This is a genomic window from Pseudomonas pohangensis, assembly GCF_900105995.1.
Classification (GTDB): domain Bacteria; phylum Pseudomonadota; class Gammaproteobacteria; order Pseudomonadales; family Pseudomonadaceae; genus Aquipseudomonas; species Aquipseudomonas pohangensis.
Map to the genome: position 1 here is coordinate 841,268 of NZ_LT629785.1, position 17,107 is coordinate 858,374.

The following is a 17,107-nucleotide window of genomic DNA, read 5'->3' on the forward strand; positions in this document are numbered from 1 at the left end:
GCCAGTTACGGCAGCTTCGGCTGCAGACCGCGCAATGTCCAGTGCGTGCAGGCCGCAGATAAACAGCGGGTGGCGGCTCAGAACCACAAGCGTACGCCAGCCACGAAGCGTGCCTCGCTGCTGTCGCCGCCTTCGTCGCGGACATAGTCAGCCGTGTTGCCGTAGGCCTTGCTCCAGCTCACGCCGATATAGGGCGCGAACTGGCGGACGATTTCATAGCGCAGGCGCAGGCCCAGATCGAGGTCGGCAAGCCCCGAGCCGTAGCTACGGGAGGGGTCGTTCTTGCCATGGAAATTGGCCTCGGCGCGCGGCTGCAGAATCAGGCGGTTCGTCAGCAGGATGTCGTATTCGCTTTCCAGTCGGGCAGCAGTCTGGCCGTTCTCGCCAATATAGGCGGTGGCTTCTGTTTCCAGTTTGTACAGCGCCATGCCCTGAATGCCGATGGCGCCCCAGGTTTGTGGCGCGCCGGGTTTGAAGTCCTGACGCACGCCGAGCACGCTTTCCCACCAGGGACTGATGGCATGGCCCCAGAAGGCCTGTACTTCGGCACCTTCGGTGGTGCCGTTGCTGCGCTCACCTTCGGAGCGCCACCACAGACGGTCAATGTCACCACCCACCCAGCCCGAAGCATTCCAGGCCAGAACGCTGCCTGCATCGGCATGCTGGTATTCGAGCTGGTCAAACAGAACCAGGCTGTTGATGCCGTTGCCGTGCATCTGATGGTCGTGGACCTCGGGGAAGGCTGCCGCACGGTCCGCCCCGGTGACCGGCGGGATCGGTGTGCGGCTTTCACTGGTGGGCGGCGCTGCGTCATGCTGCATCTGGCTGTGATCCATGCTGCTGTGGTCCATGGCGGGCACGGGTACTTCATCCATCTGCATTGCACTGTGATCCATGGCGGCGTGATCCATGGTTTCGGCCATTGCCGGCCAGGCGCTGGTCAACGCAGCGCTGAACAGCAGGGCAAGACCCGGCTGGAGCGGGGTTTTACTGAAAAATCCCATGTTTGAAATTCTCACGTGTCCACCCGTATTTCACGGAACATGCCCATTTCCATGTGCAACATCAGATGGCAGTGGTAGGCCCAGCGACCCAGGGCATCGGCGGTGACCCGGTAACTGCGTTTGCTGCCCGGCGGCATGTTGATGGTGTGTTTGCGCAGCATGAAGTTGCCGTGTTCGTCCTCCAGATCACTCCACATGCCGTGCAGGTGGATCGGGTGGGCCATCATGGTGTCGTTGACCAGGGTGATGCGCAGCCGCTCACCGTACTTCAGGTGCAGCGGCTGCGCATCGGCGAAGCTGATGCCATTGATCGACCAGGCATAGCGCTCCATGTGCCCGGTCAGGTGCAATTCGATGGTGCGCCCCGGCTGGCGGCCGTCCGGGTCGGGGAAGCTGCTGCGCAGATCGGCATAGGTCAGCACTTTGCGGCCGTTGTTGCGCAGGCCGATGCCCGGGTCATCCAGTTTGGCGGTGGGCAGCATGGTCAGCATATCCACCAGCGGGTTGTCGTACTCGGAGGCCGGGTGAGTCTGCATGGCCGGCATGTTGCTGTGATCCATGCCCTGCATCTGGCTGTGGTCCATCCCCGCCATCGCGCCGTGATCCATGCCCATATCGGACATCAACAGTTCCGGACGCGGGTCCAGCTCCGGTACGGCGGCATCCAGTCCGTGGCGCACCGCCAGGGTGCCGCGGGCATAGCCGCTGCGATCCATCGACTGGGCGAATACGCTGTAGGCCTGGGCATCCGCCGGCTCGACTATGACGTCGTAGGTTTCCGCCACGGCGATGCGCAACTCGTCGACGCTGACCGGCCTGACGTACTGGCCATCGGCAGCGACCACAGTCATTTTCAGGCCGGGAATGCGGACGTCGAAGTAGCTCATGGCCGAGCCGTTGATCAGGCGCAGGCGCAACTTCTCTCCCGGTTTGAACAGGCCGGTCCAGTTGCTGTTCGGGCTCTGCCCGTTGAGCAGGTAGGTGTAGGTGGAACCGCTGACATCGGCCAGATCGGTCGGGCTCATGTTCATTTCGGCCCACATCAGCCGCTCGGCCATGGTGGCGTCCCAGCCCTTGTCACTGACCGCATTGATAAAGTCGCCGACAGTGCGCTGGTGATGGTTGTAGTAGTCCGACTGCTTCTTCAGCCTGGCGAGGATATTCGCCGGTTGCTCATCGCTCCAGTCGGTGAGCATCAGCACGTGCTCGCGGTCGTAGCTGAACGGTTCGGGTTCTCTGGCGTCGATCACGATCGCGCCATACACGCCGACCTGCTCCTGCAAGCCGGAGTGGCTGTGATACCAGTAGGTGCCGTTCTGCCGGACCTTGAAGCGGTATTCGTACATGCCGTTCGGGGCAATGCCGTTGAAGCTCATGCCCGGCACGCCATCCATGTTGGCCGGCAGGAGGATGCCGTGCCAGTGAATAGAGGTGTCTTCCTGCAGCCGGTTGCGCACACGCAGGGTCACCGTGTCGCCCTCGCGCCAGCGCAGGATCGGTCCCGGCATGCTGCCGTTGACCGTCATCGCGGTGCGCGCCGCGCCGGTGATATTGACCGGGGTTTCACCGATGAATAATTCGAACTCGCTGCCGCGCAGTTCCTGCGCCAGCAGGGCCGGGCTCGCCGCCCAGGCCGGCAGGCGCCAGACGCCCAGCCCGCCCAGCAGGCTGCTGGCGGCCAGGCCTTTGACGAAGGTGCGTCTTGAAGTCTTGCTGTGCATGGATAGCTGCTGTCCTGTCCGCTCCGGGGCGGATTGCAGGATCAACCTTTACCCCGTGGCAAGGTCAAGGGGCAGGCCGCTTGCAGTTGCTGCCGGATGTTGCGCGCCTGATCAGGCTTTTCCATAGCGTATATGCAGAAGCCTGATCAGTGCAGCGAAGTCCCTTACATCGGGCTGGAACGTCCGGTCATCTCGCGGGCCATCTCGGTGGCGTAGCTGTCGGTCATGCCGGCGATGAAATCGATCATGCGCATGAACGAGCGGTGCAGTGGCCACTGCGGGTCCGGTGCACTGTTGCCGAGCAGGTCGAGGATGCGCCGGTGCTTGAACGACGGCGTACGCCCGCCGTGCTGTTCCAGCGCGGCGCCGCAGAAGGCGTTGAGCAGGATTTCCAGGGTGGTATAGGCGCCGATCTCGTGCAGCGTCTTGCGCTTGTCCTGGAAGATCTTCTGCCGCGCCATGCCCTTGGCCTGTTGCACGCAGCGCTGCGCCGGGCCGTGCATGTGCTCGACCAGATCACCCTTGAGGTCGCCACGCAGCAGGCTGTCCTGCTGTTCGACAAAGGCTTCGGCGGCGGCGTTGGTCAGGTGCTCGATGGCCTTGCCACGCAGGATTGCCAGTTTGCGCCGGCGTGAGTCGTCAGGGCCGAGCAGGCGATAGGTTTCCGGCAGGTCGTCACCGACCAGATCGAGCAGCAGCGCCTCGACCTCGGGGTATTCCAGCAGCTCCATTTCCAGGCCGTCTTCCAGATCGATCAGGCCGTAGCAGATGTCGTCGGCGGCCTCCATCAGGTATACCAGCGGATGGCGTGCCCAGCGTTGCGGCTCGAGTTGCGGCAACTGCAGTTTTTGTGCGATCTGTTCCAGCAGCGGCAGTTCGCTCTGGTAACAGCCGAACTTGTGCTTCTTGTAGCCCAGTGCATCGGCATGCCGCGCCGTCCACGGGTACTTCAGGTAGGTGCCGAGGGTGGCGTAGGTCAGCCGGGTGCCGCCATCGAACTGGTGGTATTCCAGCTGGGTAAGTACGCGGAAGCCCTGGGCGTTGCCTTCGAAGTTGAGGAAGTCATCGCGTTCGACCGCGCTCATGGCATCCAGCCAGCCCTTGCCGGCGGCCTGCTGGAACCAGTGGCGAATGGCATCTTCGCCGGAATGACCGAACGGCGGGTTGCCGATGTCGTGGGCCAGACAGGCGGACTGCACGATCACTCCCAGATCGGTGGGTGCGCACCAGTCGGGCAGTTCGCTGCGCAGGTTTTCCCCCACGCGCATGCCCAGCGAGCGGCCGACACAGGCGACTTCCAGCGAATGGGTCAGGCGCGTGTGGATGTGATCATTGCTGGACACCGGGTGCACCTGGGTCTTGCGCCCCAGACGGCGGAAGGCGCCGGAGAAGATGATGCGGTCATGATCCTTGTGGAACGGGCTGCGGCCCAGTTCTTCCGGGCTGTGTACGGGCTTGCCGAGGCGTTCGCGGTTGAGCAGGGTTTGCCAGTCCAAGGTGTGTTCTCTTGATCGGGGGAGGGTGGTGTGCAGTGCGTTGCGGTCAGTTTGGCTGGCCCTGGCTGCCATGCATTGCCTGGGCGTTGAGTTGCTGTTGCAGCTGTGGTTCGAGTTTGCGGCGCTGTTCGACCAGTGCTTCCCAGAAGCGCCAGACCTGCTCGGGGTAGGCAGCATAGAACTTGTGGGTCACCGGCACATACCAGTCGGTTCTGAACAGCGGAATGGGCAGCAACTGCAATTGTGCCTGCAGACCGTTCTGGTTGATCAGTGCCCGCGCGGTCAGTTCTTCCAGCACGTAGCCATCAAGGCGATGGTGGACAATCATTTTCAGCGCCGCTTCCGGGCGGATATTGCTGCTCTGCAGTACGCCCAGCTGGTTCAGGCGATCATTGGCCAGATGGCCCAGTGGTGCGCCCAGACCGTTTTGCAGGTTGTGAAAACTGTTGCCGTCCCAGCCGAGCGGACTGTCACTGGCGACGATGATCGCGTAGCTGACTGCCCAGTCGGAAAATGCCGGATCGCTGCCGCCCGCAATGTTGCGATCGGGGCCGGGGTAGCGTGCCCAGCTTTCGCGCTGCGGCGTCCAGGCAGCCGGCAGAATGGCGTCGGCGATATTCTTCTGCATATCGCTCATGCAGCGGTTCCACGGCCGCCGGTACAGTTCCAGGCTAAAGCCGGCGGCGTTGGCCGCGGGAATCACCAGTTGTTCGATGATCAGTCCCGGATTGCTTGGCGGAACCTGATCGGCGCCATTGAAATAGGGCTGAAATTCAGCTGCCTCATAGCACATGCGCATTTTCGGCGTTTCGGCCAGAGCGGCGAACGGCGGGAAAAGCATGGCTGCGGCGAGCAGATGCAGTAAACGCTTGTGCATGGGCGTTCTGGTCTGGAGGCTGACGACTGAGCTTTGTCGATTCCTGCAGTGCTGTCCAGCGCAACCGGCATTTATTCACGGGAATCGTCACATTTTCCAGTCAGCTGGTACAGCGCTTGCAATGCCATGGTGCGTTATTTGGCCCTTATGCCCTGATCAGGAGCGTTGCGAGTTTTTCGGGCAGTCTGGGGCTTCATCTAACTGATTGATTCTGAAGTGATTTAGAAAATTTTCTGGCGAATACAGCGGGTTGCGCTGGCAAGCACTTCGACTGGCGTGCTGTTGATTTGCCGAATTTCTGCTGTCTTGTGGTGCGTTTGCCCTGGCAGCGACCCAATTTGGTGCTTTCCCGTAACAAGGAGTCCTGAGTAGCAATGGAAAACCTCAATAGTGCCGTGGAAACCCTGGTCCACAGCTCCAATACCCTGTTCATCCTGCTCGGTGCCATCATGGTGCTGGCCATGCATGCGGGTTTTGCCTTTCTCGAAGTGGGCACCGTGCGCCACAAGAATCAGGTCAACGCCCTGTCGAAGATCCTCACCGACTTTGCCGTGTCCACCCTGGCCTACTTCTTTATCGGCTACTGGATCGCCTACGGGGTGACCTTCCTCGAGCCTGCGGCGGTTCTGACTGCCGGCAATGGCTACTCGCTGGTCAAGTTCTTTTTTCTGCTGACCTTTGCCGCGGCAATCCCGGCGATCATCTCCGGCGGCATTGCCGAGCGTGCCCGTTTCGGCCCGCAGGTGTGCGCGACGGTGCTGATCGTGGCCTTCATCTATCCGTTCTTCGAGGGCCTGATGTGGAACGGCAACTTCGGCTTGCAGGACTGGCTGGCCGCGCGCTTCGGCTTTGCCTTCCATGACTTTGCCGGTTCGGTGGTGGTGCATGCCATGGGTGGCTGGCTGGCACTCGGTGCAGTAATGCTGCTGGGCAGGAGGGATGGGCGTTATCGCGAAGGGCGTCTGGTGGCCTTTGCGCCATCGAATATCCCGTTCCTGGCGCTGGGTTCGTGGATCCTGATCGTCGGCTGGTTCGGCTTCAACGTGATGAGCGCACAGACGCTGGGCAGCATCAGCGGGCTGGTGGCGGTCAATTCACTGATGGCGATGGTCGGTGGCACGGTGACGGCGCTGCTGATCGGCCGCAACGACCCGGGCTTTCTGCATAATGGTCCGCTGGCCGGTCTGGTGGCGGTGTGTGCCGGCTCCGACCTGATGCACCCGCTGGGTGCGCTGGTGACCGGTATCGTTGCCGGCGCGCTGTTTGTCTGGGCCTTTACCGCGACCCAGGTCAAGTGGAAGGTCGACGATGTGCTCGGCGTCTGGCCGCTGCACGGCCTGTGCGGTGCCTGGGGTGGTATCGCCTGTGGCATCTTCGGCTCGCAGGCACTGGGCGGCATGGGTGGCGTGAGTCTGGCCAGCCAGCTGATCGGTACCGGTCTGGGTATTCTGCTGGCGTTGCTCGGCGGTTTCCTGGTCTACGGCGTGCTGAAGAAGGCTGTCGGTATCCGTCTCAGTCAGGAGCAGGAGTATTACGGCGCCGACCTGTCGGTGCACAAGATCGGCGCCAACAGCGGCGAGTAAAACCTGCGGTATCAGGCAAAGCCCGCCAGAACTGGCGGGCTTTTGCGTTTCTGCGGGAGGGTTTGCCGCTGGCTGATACAGTCATGTTCCCTGTGCGCAAAGCTCGTCAGGCGTTTGCTGGCGAGTGTCGAGACGGCGATGTCTGGTCTGGTCTGGCTGGCGCCGGTACACTGGCAGGCCTTCCACTGGTCCTAGTTGACCGCGCATTGCGTCGAGTACGCTGAAAGGGTCTGTGCATGCTGCTGTTGTTGATTGTGGCTCTACCTTTTCTCGGTCTGGCTCTGCCGTTGCTGGCCGAGCGTGGCGGACGCCGTCTGTGCATGCTGGCGACGGCACTGGCGCCCCTGCTGGCGCTGGGATTGCTGCTGACGCAGATGGCTACGGTGTTTTCCGGACAGCTGGTGCAGGCCGGCTTCGAGTGGCTGCCGGGCCTGGGCCTGAATCCGGGGTTGCGGCTGGATGGTCTGGGCTTTCTGTTCGCCCTGATGATTCTCGGTATCGGCCTGCTGGTGATTCTGTATGCCCGTTACTATCTGGGCGAAGATGAGCCGGTGGGGCGTTTCTATGCCTATCTCCTGCTGTTCATGGGCGCCATGCTCGGGCTGGTGCTGTCGGACAACCTGCTGCAGATGCTGATGTTCTGGGAACTGACCAGCCTTTCCTCATTCCTGCTGATCGGCTTCTGGGGCCATCGCTCGGATGCCCGGCGTGGTGCGCGCATGGCCCTGGCGGTCACCGGTGGCGGTGGTCTGGCGCTGCTGGCAGGGATTCTGCTGATCGGCCAGGTGGTCGGCAGCTTCGAACTGGGCGCGGTGCTCGCCGCTGGTGACCTTATCCGTGCCAGCGCACTCTACCCGCTGATTCTGGTACTGGTGCTGCTCGGCGTGTTCACCAAGTCCGCGCAGTTTCCGTTTCACTTCTGGCTGCCCCATGCGATGGCCGCACCGACACCGGTGTCGGCCTATCTGCACTCGGCAACCATGGTCAAGGCCGGGGTGTTTCTGCTGGCGCGGCTGTATCCGGCACTGTCGGAGACGGAGCTGTGGTTTTACCTGGTCACTTTCACCGGGCTGGCGACGCTGTTGTTCGGCGCCTTCATGGCGCTGTTCCAGCATGACCTCAAGGGCCTGCTGGCCTATTCGACCATCAGCCATCTGGGCCTGATTACCCTGTTGTTCGGTCTGGATACCAAACTGGCCGCGGTGGCGGCGATTTTCCACATCATCAACCATGCGACTTTCAAGGCCTCGCTGTTCATGGCGGCGGGGATCATCGAGCATGAAACCGGCAGCCGCGACATGCGCCGCATCAACGGCATGTGGCGCTACCTGCCGCATACCGCAATGCTGGCGATGGTGGCCGCTTCGGCCATGGCCGGAGTGCCTTTGCTGAACGGCTTCCTGAGCAAGGAAATGTTTTTTGGCGAGACCCTGTCGGCCGGCCACCTGGGCGGTTATGGCTGGGTGGTGCCGGTTGGCGCGACACTGGCCGGTGCCCTGGCAGTGGCCTATTCGCTGCGCTTTATCCACGATGTGTTCTTCAACGGTGAGCCGATCAATCTGCCCAAGTTCCCGCCCCATGAGCCACCGCGCTACATGAAGGTGCCGGTGGAGGTACTGGTGTTCATCTGCCTGCTGGTGGGCATGGCGCCGGCCTACACCGTCGCGCCGATACTGGCTGCGGCTGCCAGCGCCAGCCTGAACGGGCCGGTGCCCGAGTACAGCCTGTCGATCTGGCATGGCTTCAACATGCCATTGCTGATGAGCTGTGTCGCACTGGTGGCCGGGAGCATTCTGTATGTCCTGCGCCAGCCGTTGTTCCGCTGGTACGCCGGGCTGCCGGAACTGGATGCCAAGGACCTGTTCGAGGCGGCTGTGGTGGCGGTGGTCGAGCGGGCACGGCGTTTCACTGCCTGGCTGGAGCAGGGTTCCCTGCAACATTATCTGGGCCTGATGGTGCTGGCCGCGTTGCTGGCGTTGACCACCGGTCTGCTGTCACTGCCGCAGCTTGGTGGCAGTCTCGGGACGAGCGTACCGGATGGCGCTACCGCGCTGGGTCTGCTGCTGCTGGCAGCAGCGGCACTGGCGGTGACCTTCATGCACCACCAGCGGCTGGCGGCACTGATGGTGCTGGGTCTGGTGGGCTTGCTGGTGGTGTTGCTGTTTGCCCGCTTCTCCGCGCCGGATCTGGCCCTGACCCAGCTGCTGGTCGAAGTGGTGACGCTGATCCTGCTGATGCTGGCGATGTACTTCCTGCCGGCCGAAGGGCGCAAGGAATCCACCAGCCTGCGCGGGCTGGGTGATGTGCTGCTGGCCAGCGGATTTGGTGTGCTGGTGGCGATTGTGACCTTTGCCATCCTGACCCGGCCGTTCGAGAGCATCTCCGGTTTCTTTGTCGAGAACAGCGTCCCCGGTGGCGGTGGCAAGAACGTGGTGAATGTGATCCTGGTGGATTTCCGCGGCTTCGATACGCTGGGCGAGGTCACCGTGCTGGCCATCGCCGCTACCGGTATCTTCGCCATGCTGCAGGGCCTGCAGCTGTTCCAGCCGGTGGTCGACGAGCGCGGGCGGCACTGGGCGCGCGATCGTCATCCGCTGATCCTGTCGATGCTGTCGCGCATCATTCTGCCGATGGCCCTGATGATCTCGGTGTACATCTTCCTGCGCGGGCACAACCTGCCCGGCGGTGGCTTCATCGCCGGGCTGGTCACTGCGGTTGCCCTGATTCTGCAGTACATCGCCAACGGCGCGAGCTGGGTGCGCGAGCGCCTGCCGCTGGACTACCACCTGCTGGCCGGGGTCGGGGTGCTGCTGGCCGGTCTGACCGGACTGGGCAGCTGGTGGTTCGGCTTTCCGTTCCTGACCTCGGCCTTCGGCCATTTCAGCCTGCCGCTGGTGGGCGAGTTCGAGCTGGCCACGGCGATGCTGTTTGATCTGGGCGTGTACCTCACCGTGGTCGGCGCTTCGCTGCTGATTCTGGGCAGTCTGGGCAAACTCAACCGCAACGTACCTGGCGAGGAGGTGCTCTGATGGAAGCGCTGTATGCAATCAGTCTGGGCATACTCAGTGGCTGTGGTGTGTACCTCATGCTGCGCGGCCGGACCTTCCCCGTGGTGCTGGGGCTGACGCTGCTGTCTTACGCGGTGAATCTGTTCCTGTTCGCCATGGGCCGCCTGAAATCCGATGCGCCGGCGGTGGTCGGGGCAGCTGCCGAGGTGGCCGATCCCCTGCCGCAGGCGCTGGTGTTGACCGCCATCGTCATCGGCTTTGCCATGACCGCCTTTCTCATCGTGCTGGCCTTGCGCAGCCTGGGTGAGCAGGGCACCGACCATGTCGATGGCGAGGAACCTGGCGAATGAAGCACCTGATCATGTTGCCGATTCTGCTGCCGCTGTTCAGCGGCAGCCTGCTGCTGATCGGCAACCGTCTCGACCTGCGCTGGCAGCGGCTGTTTTCCTGCCTGGCCTGCTTTCTGCTGCTGCCGGTGGGTGTGCTGCTGGTGCACCAGGCCGATAGCGGCGTGTTGTACAGCTATGCGCTGGGTAACTGGCAGGCACCGTTCGGCATTGCCTTGCTGCTCGACCGCCTGAGCGCCATGTTGCTGCTGCTGACGGCGATCCTCGGCAGCGTGGCGGTGATCTATGCCTGCCGCGGGGATGACCGGCGCGGCGCCAGCTTTCATGCCCTGTTGCAGTTCCAGTTGCTCGGCATCAATGGCGCCTTTCTTACCGCCGACCTGTTCAACCTGTTCGTGTTTTTCGAGATTCTGCTGATCGCTTCCTATGCCCTGTTGCTGCATGGGCATGGCCGGGCGCGGGTCGGTGCCGGTCTGCATTACGTGGCGCTCAACCTGTTCGGCTCGGCGCTGTTCCTGATTGCGCTGGGCATGCTGTATGGCGTGGCCGGTACGCTGAACATGGCCGATCTGGCGCACAAGGTGGGCCTGGCGAATGCCGAACAGCGGCCCTTGCTGGCTGCAGCCGGCTTGCTGCTGCTGGTGGTGTTCGGCCTCAAGGCGGCGCTGTTGCCGCTGTATTTCTGGCTGCCGCGCGCCTACTCGGCGGCTACCGCGCCGGTAGCGGCACTCTTCGCGATCATGACCAAGGTCGGCATCTACTCGATCCTGCGGGTGTACACGCTGGTGTTCGGCAGTGCCGCCGGGGCGCTGGAAAACCTCGCCCATGACTGGCTGTGGCCGCTGGCGCTGCTGACCCTGCTGGCCGGGCTGATCGGCGCACTGGCGGCGCAGAGTCTGGGCATGCTGGTCAGTTATCTGGTGGTGGTGTCGGTTGGCACGCTGACCGCCGGACTGGCACTGGGCACGGCCGAGGCACTCAGTGCCAGCCTGTATTACCTGCTGCACAGCACCCTGATCGCTGCGGGGCTGTTCCTGCTGGTGGACATGATCGCCCGCCAGCGCGGCGACAAGCACGATGCGCTGGTGCAGGGGCCGAAGCTGATGCAGCCGAACCTGCTCGGCGGTCTGTTCTTTCTCGGTGCGATTGCCGTGGCCGGGCTGCCGCCGCTGTCGGGCTTTATCGGCAAGCTGCTGTTGTTGCAGGCGGTCAGCGGCGCTCAGGCGCTGCTGCTCTGGCCGATGCTGCTCGGCGGCGGGCTGCTGACGCTGGTGGCTTTGAGTCGTGCCGGCAGCATGCTGTTCTGGAAAGTCGGGCTGCATATGCATGACCGCGCCACCAGTGATGCCTGGCGTACCCTGGCCTGTTGCAGTTTGCTCGCTGCGAGCATCGTGCTGATGCTGGGCGCCGCGCCGCTGTTGGCCTATACCCGGGCCACGGCGCGCCAGTTGCTCGATCTGGCTCCCTATCTGTCACTGGTCGGAGGTGGCGCATGAAACGCTGGCGCTGGCTGCCTTATCCGATGCTCAGCCTGAGCCTGACGCTGCTCTGGCTGTTGCTGGCCAATCAGCTGAGCGTTGGCCATCTGCTGCTGGGTGCCTTTCTCGGCTGGGCCATTGCCTTGCTGGCGGGCGGCTTCTGGGTTGCGGTACAGCCGGTGGCCAAGCCGCTGACGCTGATCAGGTTCCTGCTGCTGGTACTGATGGATATCGTCACCGCCAACATCGAGGTGGCACGGCGGATTCTCGGCCCGCAGGCGAAGTTGCACCCCGGCTTTGTCGTGGTGCCGCTGGAGTTGCGCGACGAGGTCGGGCTGATCATGCTCACCAGCATCATTTCGCTGACCCCCGGCACCGTCTCGGCGGATATCTCCGATGACCGCTACAGCCTGTTGCTGCATTGTCTGGATGTGACTGATCCGCAGGCGCTGGTACAGCAGATCAAGTCCCGCTACGAGGCCCCGTTGCTCGAGGTATTCCCATGCTCGGCATTGTGATTCCCGTGTGTCTGGTACTGATTCTGGCAGCCTGCCTGCTGGCCGTGCTTCGCCTGTTCAAGGGACCCTCGCTGCCGGACCGGATCCTCGCGCTGGACACCCTGTACATCAATGCCATCGCGCTGATCGTGCTTTATGGCATCTCGTCGAAATCGAACATCGTGTTCGAAGTGGCGATGCTGATCGCCCTGATCGGCTTTGTCGGCACGGTCGCGCTGGCGAAGAACCTGCTGCGTGGTGACATCATTGAATAGCCGGCAACGCAACAGCCAGGAGGTAAACCCGTGAGTAACTGGATCGAGGCGCTGGTGGCGGTATTTCTGCTGCTCGGTAGTGCATTCACCCTGATCGGTGCCATCGGCTTGTATCGCCTGCCGGACTTTTTCACCCGTCTGCACGGGCCGACCAAGGCAACCACCCTCGGTGTGGGCAGCATGGTGATTGGTTCGATGATCTACTTCAGTACCTTGCAGGGCAGCCTGAGCCTGCATGAGGTGCTGATTACCGTGTTTCTGTTCATCACCGCTCCGGTCAGTGCGCACATGCTGGCCAAGGCGGCCATGCAACGCAAAGTACCGGTCAAGCCGGGCACCAGCGGTGAGCCCTGGGAATAGGCGCAACGCTTCCAGTAAAGGAAAGTCATCAACATGTTCACGCAGCGCTGGCTGGCCTTTGCCTGCCTGACCCTGGCCATGGCGCTGTGGGGCAGCTCCTTCATCGCCCTGAAAATCGCCTTTGTCGAGTTGACCCCGATGTGGGTGATCTTTGCCCGCATGGCAATTGGCAGCCTGATTTTCCTGCTGGCCTGGCGCTGGCGCGGACAGCTTGCCTATCGCGCCGGTGACTGGAAATACCTGCTCGGGCTGGCAGTATGCGAGCCCTGCCTGTATTTCATCTTCGAGGCCATGGCCTTGCAGAACACCACGGCGGCGCAGGCGGGCATGATCACCGCGCTGTTGCCGTTGCTGGTGGCCATTGGTGCCTATTTCACCCTGGGCGAGCGCATTACCCGGCTGATTCTGCTCGGTTTTCTGCTGGCAGTGACTGGCGCGGTGTGGATGAGCATGACCGGTAGCAGCGATGCGTCGGCGCCCGATCCGCTGCTGGGCAATTTCTACGAGTTTCTCGCCATGCTCTGCGCAACCGGCTACACGCTGTTGCTCAAGCATCTGTCGACGCGCTATTCGGCCTTTGCCCTGACCGCCATGCAGGCGTTTGTCGGTGCACTGTTTTTCCTGCCGCTGGCGCTGACGGTGGAGCCCGTGCCGCACGAGATCAGCCTGCAGGGGCTGCTGGCCGTGCTCTATCTGGGCATCGTGGTGACGGTGGTTGCCTATGGCCTGTTCAACTTCGGGGTTGGCCGTTTGCCGGCCAGCCAGGCCTCCGGTTTCGTCAACCTGATCCCGGTATTCACCCTGATCTTTGCGTTGCTGATTCTCGACGAGCGCTTGAACGCGCAACAGCTGGCAGGTGGTGTGCTGGTATTTGCCGGAGTGGCGCTGAGCCAGTGGCGGCGCAAGCCGGTACTGCCCGCTGGCGTACTGGATTAACCGGCGCAAATAAAAAGGCCAGCGCAAGCGCTGGCCTTTTTTTGTTGCAGGCGTAATTACTGGCCGGTCTTGACGCTGCTCCAGGCGCGGGTCATGGCACGCATGACCTTGTTTGGCAGGACATCATCGACCCACAGACGCTGCATGGTTGCTTCGTCAGGGTAGATGCTCGGGTCGCCGGTGATTTCAGGATCAACCAAAGCGGTGGCGTCCTTGTTCGGGTTGGCGTAGGCCACGTAGTCGCTGATCGGCGCGATGACTTTCGGCTCGAGGATGTAGTTCATGAAGGTCAGCGCGTTTTCCGGGCTGCGGGCATCAACCGGGATACCCATCATGTCGAACCAGAGTACCGAGCCTTCCTTGGGAATGCTGTACTTGATGACCTGACCGTTCTTCGCTTCTTCGGCACGGGCCGCTGCCTGCATCACGTCACCCGAGTAGCCGATGGCCACACAGATGTTGCCGTTGGCCAGGTCGCCGATGTACTTGGAGGAGTGGAAGTAGGTGATATACGGACGGACTTCCATCAGCTTGGCTGCGGCTTTCTTGTAGTCAGCCGTGTTGGTGCTGTCGTGTGGCAGGCCGATGTAGTTGAGCACGATCGGCATGATTTCGTCGGCCGAGTCGAGGTAGGCAATCCCGCACTTGCTCAGCTTGGAGGCGTACTTGGGATCGAAAACCAGGTCCCAGGAATTGACCGGGGCATCATCGCCGAGGATTTCCTTGACCTTCTTCTCGTTGTAGCCGATGCCGTTGGTGCCCCACAGGTAGGGGATGGCGTAGTCGTTGCCCGGGTCGGCTTTCTGCAACTGCTTCATCAGCGTCGGGTCAAGGTGCACCAGATTGGGCAGCTTGGACTTGTCGAGCTTCTGGAAGGCGCCGGCCTTGATCTGCTTGGACAGGAAGTGTGCGGTGGGTACCACGATGTCGTAGCCGGAGTTGCCGGAGAGCAGCTTGGCTTCCAGGGTCTCGTTGCTGTCGAAGACGTCGTAGACCACCTTGATCTTGGTTTCTTTGGTGAAGTTGGGGATGGTGTCTTCAGCGATGTAGTCGGACCAGTTGTAGATACGCACGGTCTGGTCAGCCTGAACGCTCGCGGCGCAGAAGAGACTGGCCAGGGTCAGACTGACAAGCGATTTGCTAAATAGGCTGGGCATAGGTTTTCCCTTTTTTATTGATCAGCAATATCGGGCAGTGAATGGGCTGCCCTGTTCAAAATGCCACTCGATACTGTTGCATTTACTTTACAAATGCAAGTCTGCAAGACGATGTTGCTGCTACAGAATAGCCGCTAAATACGGCATTAGCGCTGCAATTTGAGGGCCGGAGGCTGCCAGCTGCCGGAGCCGGCGGGCAAAATCGAAGGCGGCTGGGTTTTCGGCCAGTACAGACGCAGCACCAGATAGATTTCGCCATCCGTTCCGGGCAGCCAGTTGCTTTCGCGTTCGGCGCCGGGCGAGTCTTTCTGGATATACAGGGTGATCGAGCCATCGGCATTTTTCTGCAGTTCCGGCAGCATCGGCGAGTTGATCAGGTAGCGGTTGATCGGGTTCTTCACCAGATATTGCGACTGCGCGTCATACAGGGTCACCGACCAGAAGGCGTTCACCGGCGGCAGCTCACCGGCCTGAAAGGTCAGGCTGTAGTCATGCTTGCCGGTATCCAGCGGCGTGCCGTCGTTCAGGGCACGGGTAACCGGGTAGGTGGCTTCCAGCGAGTCCAGGGCATACAGGCCGACCTTGGCGACCATCGCGCGGACCAGCCAGTTGCCGTTGTATTGCTCGGCACTGCCACCGGTCAGCGTGCCGATGGTCCAGCCATTGATCAGGTTCTTGTTGCTGTTGATGGCAGCCTCCAGTCGATCCCTGCCGTTCATCATGCCCCACAGCACCGCCAGCTTGTGCAACCAGGGCAGATCCTTGTACTCGAATTGCTTGTCCGGGCCGACGCCGATGCGCGCCAGCTTGGCGCGAATGTCTTTTTCCTGCGCGGTTGCCGGAATGTACGGCAGGGAGAAATCCAGATACTCGAAGAAGAGCTTCTTCACCTGCTCGCGCTCGTGCAGCGGGAAGTTGATTATGGGCGCTGCCGGCGGGGCCGGCTGCTGCAAAAAGGCCGAGAGCGGTTCGACCTTGTAGCCGGCCTGCACCGCGGCAACCTTGGGCATATCCGCCGGGTTGAACAGCTGGGTGCGGAACAGCGCAAAGGAATACTGGCTGCCGCTGCGGAACAGCTTGTCGATCCCGGCCGGGATCTCGCCCTGCCAGTCCGGACCGACCACCAGGTAGTGGCCGCCGCCATTGCCGGTGGTGCGGCTGCCGAAGATACCGTAGTTGTTGGTGCTGGCATCGATCAGCTGGACCGAGAAGTAGCGGTTCTCAGGCACCGGTGGCACCGTCAGCACTATGGGTTCGGCGCGCAGGTCCAGCCAGGCGGTGGAGTAGGGCGTGTCGCTGTTGGGCGTGACGATGGTGCGGTCTTCCCAGGTCAGGACTTTCTGCACGTTGACCAGATGATTGAACGGCCCGCGATAGGTGGGTGACGCGGGATCGCCGATGGCACCGGCGGTGACGGCGGTATTGATCACAATCGGCAGGCCGTAGATCAGGCCTTCTTCGGCAATCGCCCTGGTTTCCATGAGTCCTGCGCGATTGGGCTGATCATCGCAGCCAGCCAGCATTATGATGCCCAGCAACAGTGCGATTGCGCTAACGCGTGCGAGAGGTGAAGTCATCGGCAGATTTCCCAACAGAGCATGAATGCGGTCGGGGCAGCCTATTTCATGCGGGTCGGCACTGCCAGCCGATAGAGAAAAATCACCCGGATGAATGTTGTCGGCTAAAGAGCAGCGGATAGCCGGGTACTGACGGCAAAGTGCCGCTGGCTGGATTGCTCCCGGCTCAGCGCAGCTTTTCCCGGTACATCCGGGCGAAGGCGTGCAGCAGCGGCAGCACGCCCGCCCAGATCAGCGCCAGCAGGATCAGCGTGATGGTTTCACCCTGGGGAAATTGCACGCCGGCAATCTTGCTGCCCGCCAGGTAGGACAGGCTGCCGCCCACCGCGCCGAGCAGACTGGCGCGCCACCAGGGGCTGGCACTCCAGCGCAGGCTGTGGTCCAGCGTGGTGCCGAGCATGGCCCACAGCAACGCCAGCCAGGCCGGCAGCAGGCGGCTGTCGCTGCCGAAATCCAGCACACCGATATTCAGCAGGAAGGTGTCCAGCACGCTGCCGAGCAACATCACGCTGATCACCAGCCGGCCTTCGGCGGCCCAGCTGCTGGTCCAGAGGAAATGCACCAGCAGCGCCGCCAGCGGCACCAGCAGCAACCACGGCTGCCCGGCGCCGAATACGCAGGCAAACCAGCCGGCCTGGAACAGCAGGGCATTGACCAGCAGTTTGTTCATGGATGGCTTCCGTGGAGGGCTAATTGTGGGTGTCGTTTCATGTTGCCTGAACTATCCATGCAGGTGTGTTAACCGTAGGGTGGGCTTCAGCCCACCATTGAGCAGCCGGATACGGTATCGG

At 62.2% G+C, this 17,107-nt stretch carries 15 protein-coding genes; 8 read left to right on the forward strand and 7 right to left on the reverse strand.

Going from position 1 to position 17,107, the window contains the following annotated elements:
* Nucleotides 1-77: 77 nt before the first annotated feature.
* The 4 genes from BLT89_RS04010 to BLT89_RS04025 form a co-directional block, all read right to left on the reverse strand.
* A complete protein-coding gene (locus BLT89_RS04010) occupies nucleotides 78-1,004 on the reverse strand; it encodes a copper resistance protein B (RefSeq protein ID WP_090193210.1) in 927 nt (308 codons plus the stop codon).
* A gap of 11 nt (nucleotides 1,005-1,015) precedes the next feature.
* Nucleotides 1,016-2,725, reverse strand: coding sequence for a copper resistance system multicopper oxidase (locus BLT89_RS04015; RefSeq protein WP_090193211.1), 1,710 nt, complete (start codon nucleotides 2,723-2,725; stop codon nucleotides 1,016-1,018).
* A 164-nt stretch (nucleotides 2,726-2,889) separates the two neighbouring features.
* The gene (locus BLT89_RS04020) at nucleotides 2,890-4,221 is read right to left on the reverse strand and encodes a deoxyguanosinetriphosphate triphosphohydrolase (RefSeq protein WP_090193212.1); all 1,332 of its coding nucleotides are present in this window, start codon (nucleotides 4,219-4,221) and stop codon (nucleotides 2,890-2,892) included.
* Between the two features lie 46 nt (nucleotides 4,222-4,267).
* Nucleotides 4,268-5,098, reverse strand: a complete 831-nt coding sequence (locus tag BLT89_RS04025; protein ID WP_090193213.1) for a type 2 periplasmic-binding domain-containing protein — start codon at nucleotides 5,096-5,098, stop codon at nucleotides 4,268-4,270.
* Between the two features lie 374 nt (nucleotides 5,099-5,472).
* On the opposite strand from BLT89_RS04025, the gene BLT89_RS04030 reads away from it, so the two are divergent.
* The 8 genes from BLT89_RS04030 (at nucleotide 5,473) to BLT89_RS04065 (ending at nucleotide 13,582) form a co-directional block, all read left to right on the forward strand.
* A complete protein-coding gene (locus BLT89_RS04030) occupies nucleotides 5,473-6,681 on the forward strand; it encodes an ammonium transporter (RefSeq protein ID WP_090193214.1) in 1,209 nt (402 codons plus the stop codon).
* A 236-nt stretch (nucleotides 6,682-6,917) separates the two neighbouring features.
* Nucleotides 6,918-9,710, forward strand: coding sequence for a monovalent cation/H+ antiporter subunit A (locus tag BLT89_RS04035; RefSeq protein WP_090193215.1), 2,793 nt, complete (start codon nucleotides 6,918-6,920; stop codon nucleotides 9,708-9,710).
* Nucleotides 9,710-10,039, forward strand: a complete 330-nt coding sequence (locus BLT89_RS04040; protein WP_090193216.1) for a Na+/H+ antiporter subunit C — start codon at nucleotides 9,710-9,712, stop codon at nucleotides 10,037-10,039. The genes BLT89_RS04035 and BLT89_RS04040 overlap by 1 nt, the downstream gene beginning before the upstream one ends.
* Entirely contained in the window at nucleotides 10,036-11,532 is a 1,497-nt protein-coding gene (locus BLT89_RS04045; protein ID WP_090193217.1) for a monovalent cation/H+ antiporter subunit D, read from the forward strand. The genes BLT89_RS04040 and BLT89_RS04045 overlap by 4 nt, the downstream gene beginning before the upstream one ends.
* Entirely contained in the window at nucleotides 11,529-12,032 is a 504-nt protein-coding gene (locus BLT89_RS04050) for a Na+/H+ antiporter subunit E (protein WP_090193218.1), read from the forward strand. The genes BLT89_RS04045 and BLT89_RS04050 overlap by 4 nt, the downstream gene beginning before the upstream one ends.
* Entirely contained in the window at nucleotides 12,017-12,286 is a 270-nt protein-coding gene (locus BLT89_RS04055) for a K+/H+ antiporter subunit F (protein WP_090193219.1), read from the forward strand. Before BLT89_RS04050 ends, BLT89_RS04055 begins: the two co-directional genes overlap by 16 nt.
* Before the next feature lie 30 nt (nucleotides 12,287-12,316).
* Nucleotides 12,317-12,646: a Na+/H+ antiporter subunit G gene (locus BLT89_RS04060; RefSeq protein WP_090193220.1), complete on the forward strand. Its 330-nt coding sequence runs from the start codon at nucleotides 12,317-12,319 to the stop codon at nucleotides 12,644-12,646.
* A 33-nt stretch (nucleotides 12,647-12,679) separates the two neighbouring features.
* Nucleotides 12,680-13,582 (forward strand): DMT family transporter, encoded by a 903-nt coding sequence (locus tag BLT89_RS04065; RefSeq protein WP_090193221.1) that lies wholly within the window; start codon nucleotides 12,680-12,682, stop codon nucleotides 13,580-13,582.
* Between the two features lie 56 nt (nucleotides 13,583-13,638).
* Here the strand turns inward: BLT89_RS04065 and BLT89_RS04070 are convergent, their stop codons facing one another.
* The 3 genes from BLT89_RS04070 to BLT89_RS04080 form a co-directional block, all read right to left on the reverse strand.
* The gene (locus tag BLT89_RS04070; protein ID WP_090193222.1) at nucleotides 13,639-14,739 is read right to left on the reverse strand and encodes a polyamine ABC transporter substrate-binding protein; all 1,101 of its coding nucleotides are present in this window, start codon (nucleotides 14,737-14,739) and stop codon (nucleotides 13,639-13,641) included.
* 146 nt (nucleotides 14,740-14,885) lie between these two features.
* Complete coding sequence (locus BLT89_RS04075) at nucleotides 14,886-16,316, reverse strand: DUF1254 domain-containing protein (protein WP_090198689.1); 1,431 nt, start codon at nucleotides 16,314-16,316, stop codon at nucleotides 14,886-14,888.
* Between the two features lie 166 nt (nucleotides 16,317-16,482).
* Nucleotides 16,483-16,986, reverse strand: coding sequence for a DUF2878 domain-containing protein (locus BLT89_RS04080; protein WP_090193223.1), 504 nt, complete (start codon nucleotides 16,984-16,986; stop codon nucleotides 16,483-16,485).
* Nucleotides 16,987-17,107 lie beyond the last annotated feature (121 nt).